This is a genomic window from Chryseobacterium ginsengisoli (assembly GCF_039542325.1).
Classification (GTDB): domain Bacteria; phylum Bacteroidota; class Bacteroidia; order Flavobacteriales; family Weeksellaceae; genus Chryseobacterium; species Chryseobacterium ginsengisoli.
The window spans coordinates 634,501-651,559 of sequence record NZ_BAABHX010000002.1 but is presented as its reverse complement, the minus strand read 5'-3'; the positions used below and the strand labels follow the sequence as shown (position 1 = coordinate 651,559).

Sequence of the window (17,059 nt, the reverse complement as noted above, 5' to 3'; positions counted from 1 at the left end):
ATGGAGGAAATTATTCAGGAAGATAAAAAGGTCTTTTTGTTTCTTAATAATTTGGGAGACACGCCTTTTGATCAGTTTTGGATGCTGATTTCCAGCACTTGGATCTGGGTTCCGCTTTACATTATTTTCTGTTATTTTTTATTCAAAAATTATAAACTAAGATCTTTAGTTTTTATTCTGATATTTATAGCAATCGGAGTTACGGTTTCCGATCAGGTTGCAAGTATTTTCAAATATGGAGTAGCAAGGTTAAGACCCTGTCATGATCCTACACTGGAGCATCACATGAGAATTGTGAAATGCGGCGGGGAATTCGGTTTTTACTCTGCTCATGCATCCAATACATTTTTACTGGCAACTTATTTAACTATTTTATTAAAAGATAAAATTAAATGGTTTCCTTATGCTATATTTGTATGGGCTGCAGTAGTGTCATACAGCCGTATATATTTAGGAGTGCATTTCCCGATAGATATTTTGGTGGGGGCGTTTGTTGGATCTTTATTGGGAGTGGTTTTTGGTGCGCTCGCGAAAAAAGTAATCAACAAACAAAAAATAACTTCATGAAAAAATCTTTATTATTTACAGCATTAGTTTTCTCATCATTATATTTTTACGCTCAGGACAAGAAAATTGCAGAAGACTGTTTTCAAAAAGCGGATTATAAATGTGCTGAAGAGCAATATCTAAAATTGGCTCAAAGTGAAAAAATCCAGAAATTACAGTCCGAATATTACAACAATCTAGGAACGGCGCAAAGAAGATTGGGAAAGACAACTTCAGCTTTCAAATCCTATGAATCTGCATTGAAAGCAAATCCGATGTCTGCAGCTGTTTATGCCAATTTAGGTTCTATTCACGGACAGAAAGGCAATAAGCAAGCCGCAATAGATTATCTGAACCAAGGTCTTAAACTAGAGCCTGAAAATGCAGATATGTATCTTACACGTGCTAAAATTTATGAAAATTTAGGTAAAAAAGATCTTGCTGCAAAAGATTTAAATCAAATCTTAACTTTCGCTCCGGATAATATTTACGCAAGAACAGGATTGGCCAATCTTAAGAAAAACAGTGGTGATCTGGAAGGTGCTTTAAAGGATTATAATCAATTGATTGCTGAAAAACCGGAGTCACTTTTATACAGTGGGAGAGGTGATGTTTATTTTAAATTAAAGAGAAATAAAGAGGCTCTTGCAGACGTAAATAAAGCTCTTGCTATCGATCCTAAGTTCTCCCAAGCTCATGTAAACAAAGCATTAATTTTATTTGAAACTGGAAAAATAAAAGAAGCCTGTGCAAGTCTGGATAAAGCTGTAAGTATGGGCTACGAAAAACCGTTGCTTTTGGAGCAGTACGCTAAATGTGAGAAAAAATAAACTAGTATATTACATGAAATTACCAAATCTAAAATTATTTGTAACCGCAGTATTTACTCTTGGAGTAATGACTTTCATCAATGCTCAGCAATCTGAAATAAAAACTGAAGAAAATTCTCTGCTGGAAGCTGCCTTGAAAAGATCCGACGCAAAATCCTCAAATTCTCTTTTTTATCTGAATAAAGTTGAAACGAATATCGATGCGGTGAAAAAAGTGCCTTCAGAAAATATAAAATATGTGATGGTTCTTACAGGTAATGATGTCAAGAAAAAATTCAGAGACAAAGGAATTATACAAATTGTCATGGTAACTACGAAAGATTAATAACTATCATAAATTTTTAAATAAATATATCTATTCATGTTAAACATTGTTCTTGTAGAACCGGAAATACCAAATAATACAGGCAATATCGGAAGATTATGCGTCGGAACAGAAAGCAGATTGCATTTGATCCATCCATTCGGATTTATAATTAATGATAAAAATTTAAAACGTTCAGGTCTTGATTATTGGGTACATCTTGATGTTACTGAATATGAAAATGTAGATGAGTGGATTAAAAATATTCCCGATTTATCGCGTGTTTTTTTGATGAGCTCACATGCCGAAAAATCTTATCTTGAAACAGATTTTCAGGACGGAGACTGGCTTGTTTTCGGAAAAGAAAGTGTTGGTTTAAGTAAAGATGTTTTAGACCGTTTTGAAAATCATTTAACAATTCCTATGTCTAAACTTATCCGAAGTTTTAATATCGCCAATTCCGTTGCTTTCGTGGTTGGGGAAGCAAAAAGGCAGATTAATTTAAAAGTTAAGATATAATTTAATCGTTATGATAAGGCTTTCCCTGTAAAATCTGATCGGCACGATATACCTGTTCAACGATAAATAACCGGATCATCTGGTGAGTAAATGTCATTTTAGATAATGACATTTTTTCGTTGGCTCTCGTATAGATTTCTTCTGAGAAACCATACGCTCCACCAATTAAAATATGAATTTTTTTCACTGAAGAATTCATCCAGTTATCAATTTTTTGTGCAAATTCACGACTGGTAAATTGTTTTCCTTTTTCATCAAGAATTACGACGAGATCAGTTCTGTCAATATGATTCATGAACAGTTTTGCTTCTTCTTTTTTCAAAAGATCCGGCGACAGATTTTTAGCATTTTTTACGTCAGGAATTTCAATAATCTCAAAATTCCAGTGTTTAGGAAGTCTTTTCAGATAGTAATTAATTAAAGAAGTGATTTCCTTATCGTCCGTTTTACCGATACAAAGCAAATTGATCTGCATTTTCTGTTTTAAGTTTTAAATGTCAAAGATATTCATAAATTAAGGAAAGTCATAATTTATGGAGTTTCAAGAAGGTTTTCAAGTTTAAAAAAATCATTACTTTTGTAATAACACCAATTCGATGAAAGCAAAAATCCTTTCTTTTACTTTTTTATTCTCTTCATTAATTTCTTACAGTCAGGAAGTTAATGAAGAGAAAATAAGGCAGTATATTAAAGAGGATAAAAATAAAATTTCAGTCGTTGCAGGGTTAAGTTATCTTCACAATACTTTCGGTTTACGATATCAGGACAAAATTTTTATATTAAGACCGAATGATGCTTTCTACACAGAATTTTTTATGCGATATCGATGGTTGGATGTAAGCTTTTCCTTTGCTCCAAAATTTACCAGAATCAACAACGATGATCCTGAAAAAGGAAAATCAAAGTATTTCAATTTTGGATTTACATTTTTTTTGAGTCCAAAACTTAGACAGTATGTTTATTTTAGCCAGGTAAAAGGATTATATTTTCAGGATACAAAAGACTTTATGCGATTGGTGTACGGAAACGATTACAATGAAGAAGGTTATTTGCAGTTTCCTGATGCAAAATACCGTTCATTTAAAGGAGAAACAAGCTATTTGTGGTTAGGAAATAAAACGGATTACAGAAGCTTCAATAATATGACTCATCAACCGTTGAAAGATGTCTTTCTATTAAGCACTGGTTTATTTTATCAATATAATATTCTGAGTGACCTTAATAAAACGATTTATCAGGGTGAAATTTTTAATGAAAATGAAAACGATTCGCCTTCAAAAGACGTAAGAATTGCATTACGATCGGGTGGTGGAGTTCAAAAAATGATCAAACAAAATTGGTACGCAATAGTTGAAATTTATCCTGAATTTTATTATTCAAAATTAATTGATGAAGATTTTCATGAGTTTAATGTCGGATTGTATTCTAATGCGAGAATTGGGTATGATAACGGAAAATGGTTTTTCGGAGGCGGAACTCAACTGAACTGGATCAACAGTTCCAATGAAAATTTTTATTCGACAACACAGTGGCTTTTTAGAATTGGATTAGGTTTCCGATTTAATTCGCCTAAATTTGTAAACAGAAACTTTGATAAAATAGACAATATTTTAAAGTAAAATGGGCATAAAACTTCCTAACTTCATCTTGAAAGTTCAAGAATTCTTCGATGATATACATATTCCTGTTTTGGGAATATCACTTTGGCAGATGTTTGAGATCTATATTCGGGGGATTTTTAAAGGAAAATTAGGGCGTAAGGCGGCTGCAATTTCATGGAGTTTTACCATCAGTCTATTTCCGTTCATTCTTTTTTTATTGTCCGTTTTGCCTTATATGCCACATTACGATAAGCTTCAGTTTTATATTTTTGAGGTTCTTATTCATAATGTTTTTCCTGCAAAAATGGAAAATGATGTAAGAGGTTATATTGAAGGCAGTATCGTTCCTAATATGAAGGGAATCAGTAGTTTTACAGTGGTTTTGGCATTGGTTTTTGCAACAAATGGGACATTTTCGTTAATTAATGGATTTAACGAAAATACAGACGAAAAAATGACTGATGTAAAGGAATTTATTCTTTCATTTTTCATTACGATCGGATTTATAACAGTTGTTTTTTTGACACTTTTTGGTGTGTATTATTCTGAGGTTGTTTTAAAATTATTTACTCCTGTTTATGACATTTCCTGGCTTGTCGACAACCTTTCAAAAATCATTGGATTTGTTTATTTTCCTATATTTTATTTTATATTATTGACATTATTTTATTGGTTGGGAACAGTAAGAATTGCAAGATTCAGACAGGCTGTTCCGGGTGCAATTTTAACAACAGTTTTGTTTGTTGTGACAACCTATCTTTTTGCTTTATATGTTAAAAATATTGCACGATACAATGTACTTTACGGATCAATTGGAAGTATGATTCTTCTGATGGTTTGGGTAAATGTAAACGTCTGGCTTCTCCTTTTCGGAAACGAACTGAATATGGCGCTTCGAAAATTAAGAATTGAAAAATTATTATCCGATCAGATTAAAAAAGAAGCGAAAAGCTATCATTCACAAAACTCTGAACCAAATTTAGAAAGTGATGACGAACACAAGCGGGAATTTAATAAACAAAAGAAAAAAGATTAATTTTCTTCTAGAAATTCCTTTTTAGAGCTTAAATTTAAAATAATATATCCCAAAGTTGCAGCTAAAAAAGAAGCGATCAAAATGGCAAATTTAGCATTGTCCTGAATTTCAATTTCTCCTTTAAAAGAAAGCAACGCAATAAAAATCGACATTGTAAAACCAATTCCGGCAAGAAATCCTACGCCCAACATTTGCATCCACGAACTGTTTTGAGGCAATGAGCTTAATTTCAGTTTAATAGCGAGTAAAGAAAATAGATTAATCCCAATTAATTTCCCTAAAACCAAACCTCCTATAATTCCCAATCCTAAAGTGCTTGTCAATCCGGAAATCATTTCATTATTAAAAGTGATATTTGTATTGGTTAAAGCAAAAATCGGCATAATCAAAAAGCTTACAGGAAAATGTAATTGGTGTTCCAGTTTTTCCAATGGAGAAATCTCCACATTAGAAACATTCGTTGGAATTGAAAATGCCAAAACAACTCCAGCAATCGTAGCATGAATTCCTGAATGATGCAGAAAATACCACAAAAATAATCCCGGAATGATATAGAAAATAATTTTCGTAACCTTTAAAAAATTTAATAAAAATAATAAAGCTGTAACGCCAAAAGACAGTAATAAATATGTCCAATGAATTTGTTCCGTATAAAATACAGCGATTACTAAAATTGCTCCCAGATCATCCACAATTGCCAATGCAGCAAGAAAAATTTTAATAGAATTAGGAATTTTTTTCCCTAACATCGAAATTATAGCCAAGGAAAATGCAATGTCTGTTGCCATCGGAATTCCCCAACCGTTTCCATACTTCGTTCCAAAATTGAAGATAGTGTAAATAACTGCCGGAACAATCATTCCGCCAATTGCCGCAAAAATAGGAAGTGATGCATTTTTAAAAGATGAAAGTTCTCCTTCCATCATTTCTCTTTTGATTTCTAACCCAACCAAAAGAAAGAAAATCGCCATCAAACCATCGTTGATCCAAATACTGACCGGGTATTTTAAATGAAATATTTCAGTTCCGGCTTCTGTATCCAAAAATCGCTGAAAACTTTCTGCTAAAGAAGAATTTGCGATCAATAAAGATAGTAAAACACAGAAAATCAGAATAATCCCTGAAGACTGGCTGCTTTTGAAAAATTTTTTAAAATATAGTGTTAAATTCATTTTAGGACTGTAATCTCCTTATTTTGGAAACTCCATCAATTTCGTTAAGCTTTTTAAATGTCTGTTCCAATTGGCTTTTATTTTTTACCTCAAGAATTATGCTTCCTGTGAAAATTCCGTCGTTGGATTCAATCGACATACTCTTCATATCCATTCCCATCGAACCGCTGATTACGGTTGTAATATCATTGATCATTCCCATTCTGTCAAGCCCTTCAATCTCGATTTTTACTCTGTTTTTGAAGCTTTCTGCATTCACCCATTTTGCAGGAATTACACGATAATCGTATTGAGCACGAAGATTAATTGCGTTTGGGCAATTGTCACTGTGAACTTTAATCCCGTCTGAAATGGTGATGAAACCGAAAATTTTATCTCCGGGAATTACCGTACAGCATTTTGCATAGCTGTAATTCAGTTTTTCTTCATCTTTTCCGAAGACGATCATATCCAGATTCTGCTCCTTCGGTTCTACATAAACTGTGTTTTTCGTTGGAGATTTTCTGAACCTTGAAAGTAAGTTATTAAATACGTTTTTGCTTTCAAGATATTTTCTTAAGCTGCTTGCATCCAGTTCGTTACTTTGGAATTTAAGAAATAATTCCTGTGAACTTTTAAGATTAAAGAATTTTTGAAGCTTATTGATCTCTTCATCATTGAAATTGATTTTCGCATGACGAAGTTTTCTTTGAAGAATTTCTTTTCCATCTTCTACCAATTGATTTTTTTGAGAATTTAAATAACTCTTAATCTTTGACTTAGCTTTTGATGTTACTACAAATTCCAGCCAGTCGGATTTTGGTTTTTGGTTTTGAGAAGAAAGAATATCAATCTGATCTCCGTTTTGCAGAACATATGAAATCGGAACTAATTTTCCATTGATTTTCGCACCTAAACACTTCATTCCCAGATCGGAGTGAACAGAAAACGCAAAGTCAAGAGCTGTTGCATTTGTGGGTAAAATTTTAATTTCACCTTTTGGCGTAAATACAAAAACCTCTTTTGAATATAAGTTAAGCTTAATATTATCCAAAAGTTCAGACGTCGAAAGATCCTGCTGCTGCTCCAGAACGTCGCGGATTTCTGTTACCCAGTTCTCAAAATTACGGTCATCGGAGCTTTGTTTGTAACCTTCTTTGTATTTGTAATGTGCTGCAACACCTTTTTCAGCAATTTCGTCCATTCTTTCGGAACGGATTTGTACTTCGATCCATTTTTTATCAGGACCGAGAACGGTTAAATGCAGACTTTCATAACCCGTAGAACGTGGTTGAGTGATCCAGTCACGCATTCTTGAAGGGTTGCTGTGGTAAACATCCGTTACGATCGAATAAATTTTCCATGCAAGGAATTTTTCATTCTTAGCATCTGATTTATAGATGATTCTGATGGCATAATTGTCGAAAACTTCTTCAAAAGAAACACCCTGTTTCAACATTTTCCTGTAAATTGAGGAAATAGCTTTCGCACGACCTTTGATCTTAAAGTTTAAACCTTCTTCATTTAATTTCTCAGAAACTTCTTTTTTAAACTCTTCAATATATCTCTCACGGTTTTCCTTGGCAAGTTCCAATTTTTCCGTGATCTCATTGTAAATATCCGGATTATTATATTTTAAAGATAAATCTTCAAGCTCAGATTTGATATTGTACAAACCTAAACGGTGCGCCATCGGAGCATAAATATAAACCGTTTCAGAAGCAATTTTTTTCTGCTTGTCCGGAGCCATGCTTTCCAACGTTCGCATGTTGTGAAGACGGTCTGCAATTTTAATTAAAATTACTCTAAAGTCCTCAGAAAGAGTAAGTAATAGCTTTCTGTAATTCTCAGACTGTACCGAAATATTCTGATGATTCATGATGGAAATTTTCGTCAGTCCATTCACGATGTTGGCTATTTTTTCACCAAAAATTTTCTTCAGATCTTCATAAGTATAATCAGAATCTTCGATTACATCATGCAAAAGTGCGCATGCAATAGAAGTTGCTCCCAAACCAATTTCCGTCGCTACGATTTTAGCAACAGCAATTGGGTGGTAAATGTAAGGTTCACCAGATTTTCTTCGTTGATCTTTATGTGCATCCAATGCAATGTCGAATGCCTTTCGGATGAGCTTGTTATTTTCCTCATCTAAAGTTCGGTATGTATTAGAGATCAGATCTTTATACCTCGCAAGGATCTCTTTGTTTTCCTGTTCTAAGTCGTAACTCATTTGTGTAAAAGCCTATATTTAAACGAAAATACGAAATTTTTCGCACTTTTCAAAGCCAAAAAAATCCGTAGAAACGCTCTACGGATTTTCGGTTATTAATTTTTATCTTAAATTGTTTAAAACTTTACTTCAGAATCCATTCCGGTAGCGGAAATTTTGATTTTTACATTTGGACTGTTATGAATGTCTGCTTTGTTTCTGGCATCAATGAATCTTTTGAGGTTCATGTAATTTGCCTGCTCAATTTTCATGTTTTCAAATAGATACGTCTTTAAAACCGTATTTTGATTAAAAATCTGATGCGCATCATCAATTTGATTATTATCTTTCACTGCAACGCTCACTAAATATTGCGAGTGATGGTTTTCTTCATTAAGATATACAATGTAATCTGAATTTTCAAAACCCGAGTTTTCAAGATCGGCTTCTAATTTTTTGTAATCGCTGTGATGTTCAAATAATCCAGCTAATATATTTGACATAAGCAATATGTTTTAAATTTCTACTTAAAGATAATAATAAAATTTCACATATTTTAACAATTTATTAATAAATGTTTTATTTTAATGTGTTGTCTATAATATTTAGTTAAAATTTTTGAGAATGTCTATTGAACGGTCGTTTGATTTAATGTTAAAATAAAAAAAGCGGACTAAAAAGCCCGCCTTCCTGATACTCAGTTCATATAGTTTAATTAAATTCTTTCATTTTTAATTTCCTCCACAATTTCGGGATTCAATAGAGTAGAAATATCTCCGAAATTACTGAAATCTCCTTCTGCAATTTTTCTTAAAATTCTACGCATAATTTTTCCGGAACGAGTCTTTGGAAGCCCTGAAACAAATTGAATTTTGTCCAATTTTGCAATCGGTCCGATCTGATCTGAAATTAACTGATTAATCTCTTTTACCAGATTTTCCTGTTTTCTGTCCGCTCCGGAATCTTTTAAAATAACAAATCCATAGAGAGCATTTCCTTTAATATCGTGAGGATAACCGACAATCGCGGATTCCGCTACAGCAGGGTGTTCGTTGATGCTGTCTTCAATCGGAGCCGTTCCCAAATTGTGCCCGGAAACAATAATTACATCATCAACACGACCAGTGATTCTGTAATATCCGACTTCATCTCTCAAAGCACCATCGCCAGTGAAATATTTTCCCGGAAAAGCTGAGAAATACGTTTCCTTATATCGTTGATGATCACCCCAAATTGTTCTTGCAATTCCCGGCCAAGGAAAACGGATACAAAGGTTTCCCGTCACCTGATTTCCGGAAATCTCATTACGTTTATCATCCATCAAAACAGGCTGAATTCCTGGTAAAGGTAGAGTAGCATAAGTTGGTTTCGTAGGTGTCACAAAAGGAAGTGGCGAAATCATAATTCCTCCAGTTTCAGTTTGCCACCAAGTATCGACAATCGGACATTTTTTCTTTCCGACATGATCGTTGAACCAATGCCAAGCTTCATCATTGATAGGTTCACCAACAGAACCAATCACTTTCAATGAACTTAAATCATGTTTATCAACCCATTCCGTGCTTTCTTTAGCTAAAGAACGAATAGCAGTCGGAGCAGTGTAGAATTGAGTAATTTTATGTTTTTCAATAACCTCCCAGAATCTGTCCGGTTCAGGATAAGTAGGAACTCCTTCGAAGATTACGGTTGTTGCGCCATTTAGAAGCGGTCCGTAAAGAATGTAAGAATGTCCTGTAATCCAGCCAATGTCGGCTGTACACCAGTAAATGTCATTTTCTTTATAATTAAATACGTTTTTGAAAGTATAAGCCGTATAAACCATGTAACCCGCGGAAGTATGAAGCATTCCTTTTGGTTTTCCCGTCGAACCGGAAGTGTATAAAATGAACAAAGGATCTTCTGCATCCATAATAATGGTCACGAAATCTGCGGAAGCTTTTTCGTATAAATCGGCCATCCAATGATCTCTTCCTTCCTTCATTTTGATTTCGTTGTGTGTTCTTTTTACAACTAAAACATTTTCAATGGTCGGCGTTTTTTCTAAAGCTTCATCGACGATACTTTTTAAGTCTAAAACTTTATTTCCTCTGTAGCTTCCATCGGATGTGATGACCATTTTAGCCCCACAGTCATTCACTCTGGATGCAACAGCAGAAGCCGAAAATCCGGCGAAAATAACGGAGTGAACAGCGCCTAATTTTGCACAAGCCAACATTGTAATTGCCAATTCCGGGATCATTGGAAGGTAGATACAGACTCTATCACCTTTTTCGATTCCCATGTCTTTTAAAACATTGGCAGTTTTGTTAACTCTCGTGTATAATTCGTTGTAAGAAATATGCTGAGCTTCCTCTTTTGGATCGTTCGGTTCCCAAATGATAGCGGTTTTTTCGCCTCTCACAGCTAAATGTCTATCGAGACAGTTTTTGGTAATATTTAATTTTGCATTTTTAAACCAAACAATTTTGGCTTCATTCATATCATATTTTACGACCTTGCTCCATCTTTGATACCATACAAAATTTTGATCGGCAATCTTATCCCAGAATTTTTTAGGATTTTTGATAGACTTTTTATATTCTTCAAAATAATGTGGTAAATCTTCTATTTGGTAATTTCTCATATCCTTTTTATTATTTAATATATTTTAATATTTATTTTACAATTGTGAGTATTTTTAGACAGAATCAACAATAACGATTCGTGAATTTTTTTTCGGATTAATTTTTAATTTCATTTCTATTGAAGTAGTTAAAATATTGTGCGCACAATATACTGTATTTACCGTGGCTGAATCTACTTCATTCGTACTTTCATGGGTGGATTTAATAAAGTTAAACTCTTCTTCAATAATTTTAAGAAACTCTTTATCTTTATGATATTTTAAAATTGTTTGTTCTAATATAGTTTTCTCAAGTTCATTGAGATAGCTTTCAGAATCATTATAATATTCATTAATGCCGCTGCTTAGAATACGGTTCATCAGTAATATCATATAATCATTAAACTTTAAAAAATCTTTGACATCAATATTTCGCCCTTCCTCATCTTTATCAAATTTTATTTCTTCGATAGGATAGTATTCTGTATAATTTCCATATTGAAACATATAACTGTAACAGGTTGTAGTTCCGGGTAATTCATACAAAAGCGTTATACCATATTTTCCATAAATAAGATTTTGAACATCATTGTTTACTTTAAATTCTTCATAATGTTTACCATATAATAATTCTGTATTTAAAAAGTATACTAATTCAAATAATTCATCAGCAGTAATTCTATTAATATCTTCTTTTACAATGTCTACTATCTTTTCGTATGATTCAGTATATGAGATTCCTATCTCAATTTTTCTTTCATTAATAAATTCTTCAAATGTTTTTTCAAATAGTTTTTTGCTTACTAAATCCTGATAAAGAACTTTTGAAGCTATTTCTTTATCAAAACTATAAATTTCAGTATTCCGACTCATTAATTATTACTGATTTTCTTATTTCTATATTCCTCAATTTTTTGCTGAATTTCTTCTATAATTTTTTCATCATCAATCGTCGACGGAATCTGAAATTCTTTCCTGTCTAATAGTGTTCTTATCAGTTTTCTTAAAATTTTTCCTGAACGTGTTTTGGGCAAACGCTTGACAGTCATTACATTTTTAAGACAGGCTACAGCTCCTATTTTTTCACGAACTGATTTTACAATATCTTTTTCGACCTCTTCTTCTGAAATTGTTGATCCATTCTTTAAAACAACTAAGGCGAAAGGAATTTGTCCTTTTAATTCATCATCGATTCCTACAACGGCACATTCTGCAACATCGGGATGCGACGAAACAATTTCTTCCATTTCCGAAGTGGAAAGTCGATGACCTGCAACATTGATGACGTCATCAACTCTTCCTGTGATGAAAATATAGCCGTCTTCATCTTTTATAGCGCCATCTCCAGAGAAATAATAGCCTTTGTATTGCGATAAATAACTGTCTTGAAAGCGTTCATTGTCATTCCAAATTCCTAATAAAGATCCTGGTGGAAGCGGAAGCTTGATAATTAAATAGCCTTCCTGATGCGCATCGAGTTCATAGCCGTTTTCATCAAAAATTTTAATATCATATCCCGGAATCGGTTTTCCGGCTGAAGCTCTTTTAATCTTATAATTATCATCAAAAGTCATTAAACCCAACATCGGCCAACCGGATTCTGTTTGCCACCAATGGTCGATTGCAGGAACTCCGATGTGTTCTTCAAACCAATCCAGTGTTGCCACATCACATCTTTCACCCGCTAAAAACTGTTTTTTGAAATGGCTTAAATCATATTTTTTGACCAATTCTCCGTTCGGATCTTCTTTTTTAATCGCTCGAATTGCTGTTGGAGCTGTAAACATCACAGAAACTTTATGTTCCGAAATAATTCTCCAAAAAGTTCCTGCATCGGGAGTCATGATGGGTTTTCCTTCAAAAATAATCGTTGTATTTCTGTTAATTAACGGTCCGTAAACCGAAAAACTATGACCAACTGCCCAGCCAAAATCGGAAGCAGCCCAATACGTTTCTCCTTGCTCAACGCCGTAAATATATTTCATGGAAAATTTCAAAGCGGTCGCGTAACCTCCTGTATCACGCGTGATTCCTTTTGGTTTTCCCGTCGTTCCGGATGTGTATAATAAATAGAGTGGATGAGTTGACTCAACTGAAATGCAATCGACAGGTTCTGATTTTTGAACCAATTCTTCATAATCAATCAATCCGTCAAACATTTCGTGTTGGTTATCTACTAATTTTCTGTTGAAAACGATAATATTATCGACTTTATTCTGAGCAAGTTCAATCGCTTTTTCAACTAACGGCAAATACGGAATTCTTTTGGCAGTTTCAATTCCTGCAGTGGCTGTAATTAAAGCTTTTGGTTTACAATCATCGATTCTAACAACCAATTCATTTGGCGCAAAGCCTCCAAAAACGACATTGTGAATTACTCCAATTCTCGCACAAGCCAACATCGCAAAAAGTGTCTGTGGAATCATCGGCATATAAATGACAGCAGTATCACCCTTTTTTAAGCCTAAAGATGACAAACCTCCCGCCAGTTTTGAAATTTCTTCTTTTGCCTGATTAAAAGTATATTTTTTCTTCTGATTCGTAACCGGAGAATCGTAAACAATTGCAATCTGTTCTCCAAAACCGTCTTCAATATGTTTGTCGATACACAAATAGCACATATTCAGCTTTCCATCGGAAAACCATTGAGTGTAATTTTTTTTGTCTTTTGAGAGAATTGTAGTAGGAAATTCAAACCAGTCGATTTCCTGAGCCTGTTCTTTCCAGAAATTTTCTTTGTCTTCTATGCTTTGTTTAAAAAGTGTATCTGTATTCATATTAATTTTTGTGTTTTGGAACATTGCCTCATGTGGTTTGTCATTGCGAGGAGCGAAGCGACGAAGCAATCTCTTAATTACTTAAATCAACTCTTAATGGTTTTGAGATTGCTTCACTTTGTTCGCAATGACGAGCGTGTAAAGTTTATCAAAACATTTCTTCAATCTGCTGCATCAATTTTTTAATGGAATAGGGCTTTGTGACATACGCATCGGCTCCCATTTCTAAGCCCTTTTCAATTTCTCTCGGATTGTTTTTTGCACTTAGAAAAATGACTTTTGTATCTTTTAATTTTTCGTCTTGTTTAATGATTTCCAATGTGCTGTAACCGTCAATATTTGGCATCATAATATCCAATAAGATGACATCAGGAATCATGGTTTTTAAAAATTCCAAAACCTCGGTTCCGTCTCTTGCGATGAATACATCGTAACCATTTTTTTTGAAACTGTATTCCAGTGACATTAATATTTTGTGTTCATCATCTGCAATAATTATCTTTTTCATAAGGTGTTTTTAAATTTGTTCAACTTCATTTTTATTCTCTTTTATTTTTTCGGGAAGGGTAATTGTGAAAGTTACTCCTAATCCGCTGTTTTCTGCTTTTATGGTTCCGCCTTGTGCTTCTACAATTTTCTTTGAGATTGCCAAACCGAGTCCACTTCCTGTTGGTTTTAAAATATTTTGATTTTTAGACTGATAAAATTTGTCAAAAATCATTTCCAGATCTTCTTCGGGAATGTGTTTTCCGGTATTAAAAATTGTAACGACTAATTTATTCTCTTTTTCAGACAATTTCGTCTGAATTGTTCCCTGATCGTCTGTGAACTTTAATGCATTTCCCAAAATATTCTGGAACAGCTGAATCATTCTTGCTTCATCATATTCAAATATAAATTGATTCAAAAGATTGACTTCACTTAAATGAATATTTTTCTGTTGAATCAAATGTAATAGTGGATTTAAAGCTTTTTTATAGGTTTCAATAATATTATTTTCCTGAATATTCAAAGCGATTTCGCCGTGCTGAAGTTTATCCAGATACAAAATATCATTGATGATTTCGCTTAATCTGTCCGATTCTGTAATGATATTATTTAAAAATTCTCTTTTAATATCTAAAGGAATGTCGTCGTCATCTGCTAAAATTTCTCCAGCTGAACGAATCGCGGTGATTGGAGTTCTCAATTCATGAGCAACAGAATCTAAAAAATCGTCTTTCTGACGGTCTTTGATAATTAAACTTTGATTGGCGGTTCTCAGATCATTTGATAGTTTTTGAAGTTCCTGCGATTGCTCAATCAGCTTTTTGTTAAGGGTAATATTTTCTTTTGATTCTTCTAAAATGTTTAAAACTTCCTTCAAAGAAATTTTATCTTCTTTCGTTACGCCTTCAATTAAAATTTTTGCAGAAGCTGTTCCAATTCTTCCTGCCAAAAGATTTTCCGAAAATTTTATAAATCTGGAATCAGCTGTTTCTGTCTGGGAATCAATATTATATTTTAAGTTAAAAATTCTGAGTGCCTGTTCGGTTTTATTTTTGCCTAAAAATCTTTCTAAAATATTTTTAATGTCTGAAATATAAGCAGTTCCACGCCAAATGAAAGCGTTTTCATGATTTTGAATATATTTGTCAATATCAACATATAATTCTGCGAAATTTCTTTCACGATAATTTCCTTTTACACTGACAGAAATGATGGCAAATAAGCTTGTATTCACCAACATCGACCAAAAGAAAATCTGCGGAATTCTTCCCAAAAAAGAAATTTTGAAGAAATCAAAAGAGTCATACATTTCACGTAAAATTCCTTTAAGTTCCTGATTGTAAGAAAAATAATATTGCGGTATGATTAATCCGAAATAACAAATTGCTAATCCCGCCAACAATCCAATCACTGCACCTTTATAAGTTCCTCTTCTCCAAAATATTGCGCCAAAAAAAGCGGGTGCTAATTGTCCGATTACGACAAAAGAAATCAACCCAACTGAATCGAGTGAAGTTTTAAGAATGAAATATTTATAGAAAACAAATGCCATAATCACCAATGCAAAAATGCTTATTTTTCTGATATTCGTAATGTTTCTGGTGTTCTGAACTTCATTTTCTGATTTGAATTTTCCTAATAAACCGTACGGAATAATCAGGTTATTGGAAAGCATGATAGACAAAGTAATTGCCGAAATGATAATCATTGAAATACAAGAACTTAAGCCTCCAAGAAAAACAAAAACGGTAATCCATGTATTCCCAAAATGCTGCGGAATTAAAATAGAATAGAATTCAGGATTTATATTCTGACCATTAAAAATCAGTCTTCCTCCCCATGCAATTGGAAAGATAAATATGGTGAAAATCAGTAAGTAAAGTGGAAAAAACCAAATCGCTGTTTTGATATGTTTTTCCTGTCTGTTCTCCACAATTGCGGTGTGAAACTGTCTCGGAAGAATACAAATCGCCGTTCCTGAAATCAGACAAAGAACCATCCAGTTCATGGCGCCTTCAATACCATTGAACGTATTTTTTTGTTTAAAATCATCAAATTTGCTTGCCTTTTCGTAAATATCTGAAAATCCGCCAAAAACAAAATAAATAACAAAGATTCCTAAAATAATAATGAAAAAGAGTTTCAGGAAACTTTCCAAAGCAATTGCTGAGATAATTCCAAGACGTTTTTCTGATGCATCAACATATTTTGTGCCGTAATAGGACGCAAATAAGGCAATTAAGATCACCATAAAAGTGGCATTATCTGTCAATATATTTTTTGACATTGCTGTTTCGGTCACCAAGTGAAAAGTCTCGGAAATAGCTTTAATCTGCAACCCAATATAAGGAACAATTGCCAAAAGACACACAATAGTAATAATAGCACTGAAGCTTCGGCTGTTACCATATCTTAATGAAATAAAATCTGCAACACTGCTTATTTTATTCACTCTTGCGATTCTTACAATTCGGGTATTAATGTAAATCCATGCAGGAATTATCATGATGGGACCAATGTAGATCGGAAGATAATTGAGTCCGCTTGTTGCTGCAACTCCGATGCTTCCGTAGTACGTCCAAGCTGTGCAGTACACCGCTAAAGACAAAGCATAAATGTAAGGATTGTTGATCCAAAGCTTACTTTTTTTCTTCTCCGCCAAATGAGCGACTAAGAATAAAAGCGCCAGATAAAACAAAACCACAAAAAATAATGCTAAACTACTCATCATATTTTTTTACGATTACAAAAGAGATAATGATGGAAACTATCCAGACAACGAAAATATAAATCAGAATCATTGGAAAGCCGAAAACCTCCTTTTCACTGTTGAATAACAATGAAACAGGAATGCTGAAGGCAATCAGGAGTCCTATGCTCAGGATGATTAATTTTTGTTCGTGTCTCTTTTTCATAAGTGATAATTGATAATTGATAAAAGATAATTGATGAATAGATGTTGGGATCATTCATCAATTATCATTCATCGTTT

General features: G+C 33.4%; 16 protein-coding genes. 6 read left to right on the top strand and 10 right to left on the bottom strand.

What is annotated here, in order from left to right; all coding sequences use genetic code 11:
• The 4 genes from ABD940_RS08000 to ABD940_RS07985 are packed head-to-tail and all read left to right on the top strand — an operon-like array spanning window position 1 to window position 2,199.
• The gene (locus tag ABD940_RS08000; protein WP_345202064.1) at window positions 1–567 is read left to right on the top strand and encodes a phosphatase PAP2 family protein; all 567 of its coding nucleotides are present in this window, start codon (window positions 1–3) and stop codon (window positions 565–567) included.
• Entirely contained in the window at window positions 564–1,376 is an 813-nt protein-coding gene (locus tag ABD940_RS07995) for a tetratricopeptide repeat protein (RefSeq protein WP_345202061.1), read from the top strand. The genes ABD940_RS08000 and ABD940_RS07995 overlap by 4 nt, the downstream gene beginning before the upstream one ends.
• 13 nt (window positions 1,377–1,389) lie before the next feature.
• Window positions 1,390–1,701 (top strand): hypothetical protein, encoded by a 312-nt coding sequence (locus tag ABD940_RS07990; protein ID WP_345202059.1) that lies wholly within the window; start codon window positions 1,390–1,392, stop codon window positions 1,699–1,701.
• A gap of 36 nt (window positions 1,702–1,737) precedes the next feature.
• Window positions 1,738–2,199, top strand: a complete 462-nt coding sequence (locus ABD940_RS07985) for a tRNA (cytidine(34)-2'-O)-methyltransferase (RefSeq protein ID WP_345202057.1) — start codon at window positions 1,738–1,740, stop codon at window positions 2,197–2,199.
• Window position 2,200: 1 nt separating this feature from the next.
• On the opposite strand, the gene ABD940_RS07980 is transcribed toward ABD940_RS07985, so the two are convergent.
• A complete protein-coding gene (locus tag ABD940_RS07980; RefSeq protein ID WP_345202055.1) occupies window positions 2,201–2,674 on the bottom strand; it encodes a 23S rRNA (pseudouridine(1915)-N(3))-methyltransferase RlmH in 474 nt (157 codons plus the stop codon).
• Between the two features lie 121 nt (window positions 2,675–2,795).
• Between ABD940_RS07980 and ABD940_RS07975 the strand changes: the two genes are divergently transcribed.
• A complete protein-coding gene (locus tag ABD940_RS07975; protein WP_345202052.1) occupies window positions 2,796–3,818 on the top strand; it encodes a DUF4421 family protein in 1,023 nt (340 codons plus the stop codon).
• A 1-nt stretch (window position 3,819) separates the two neighbouring features.
• The gene (locus tag ABD940_RS07970) at window positions 3,820–4,836 is read left to right on the top strand and encodes a YihY/virulence factor BrkB family protein (RefSeq protein WP_345202049.1); all 1,017 of its coding nucleotides are present in this window, start codon (window positions 3,820–3,822) and stop codon (window positions 4,834–4,836) included.
• Here ABD940_RS07970 and nhaA read toward each other — a convergent pair.
• The 9 genes from nhaA to ABD940_RS07925 form a co-directional block, all read right to left on the bottom strand.
• Window positions 4,833–6,008 (bottom strand): Na+/H+ antiporter NhaA, encoded by a 1,176-nt coding sequence (gene nhaA, locus ABD940_RS07965; RefSeq protein ID WP_345202046.1) that lies wholly within the window; start codon window positions 6,006–6,008, stop codon window positions 4,833–4,835. The genes ABD940_RS07970 and nhaA overlap by 4 nt on opposite strands.
• 1 nt (window position 6,009) lies before the next feature.
• Window positions 6,010–8,220, bottom strand: coding sequence for a RelA/SpoT family protein (locus ABD940_RS07960; protein WP_345202042.1), 2,211 nt, complete (start codon window positions 8,218–8,220; stop codon window positions 6,010–6,012).
• Window positions 8,221–8,336: 116 nt separating this feature from the next.
• The gene (locus tag ABD940_RS07955) at window positions 8,337–8,702 is read right to left on the bottom strand and encodes a hypothetical protein (RefSeq protein WP_345202039.1); all 366 of its coding nucleotides are present in this window, start codon (window positions 8,700–8,702) and stop codon (window positions 8,337–8,339) included.
• 212 nt (window positions 8,703–8,914) lie between these two features.
• Window positions 8,915–10,822, bottom strand: a complete 1,908-nt coding sequence (gene acs / locus ABD940_RS07950) for an acetate--CoA ligase (RefSeq protein ID WP_345202036.1) — start codon at window positions 10,820–10,822, stop codon at window positions 8,915–8,917.
• A gap of 54 nt (window positions 10,823–10,876) precedes the next feature.
• A complete protein-coding gene (locus ABD940_RS07945; RefSeq protein ID WP_345202033.1) occupies window positions 10,877–11,674 on the bottom strand; it encodes a hypothetical protein in 798 nt (265 codons plus the stop codon).
• Entirely contained in the window at window positions 11,674–13,647 is a 1,974-nt protein-coding gene (locus ABD940_RS07940) for an acetate--CoA ligase (protein ID WP_345202029.1), read from the bottom strand. Before ABD940_RS07940 ends, ABD940_RS07945 begins: the two co-directional genes overlap by 1 nt.
• 79 nt (window positions 13,648–13,726) lie before the next feature.
• On the bottom strand, window positions 13,727–14,086 hold the full coding sequence (locus tag ABD940_RS07935) for a response regulator transcription factor (RefSeq protein ID WP_345202026.1): 360 nt from the start codon (window positions 14,084–14,086) through the stop codon (window positions 13,727–13,729).
• 9 nt (window positions 14,087–14,095) lie between these two features.
• Window positions 14,096–16,795: an ATP-binding protein gene (locus tag ABD940_RS07930; RefSeq protein ID WP_345202630.1), complete on the bottom strand. Its 2,700-nt coding sequence runs from the start codon at window positions 16,793–16,795 to the stop codon at window positions 14,096–14,098.
• On the bottom strand, window positions 16,788–16,982 hold the full coding sequence (locus ABD940_RS07925; protein ID WP_345202023.1) for a hypothetical protein: 195 nt from the start codon (window positions 16,980–16,982) through the stop codon (window positions 16,788–16,790). Before ABD940_RS07925 ends, ABD940_RS07930 begins: the two co-directional genes overlap by 8 nt.
• Window positions 16,983–17,059: the final 77 nt, after the last annotated feature.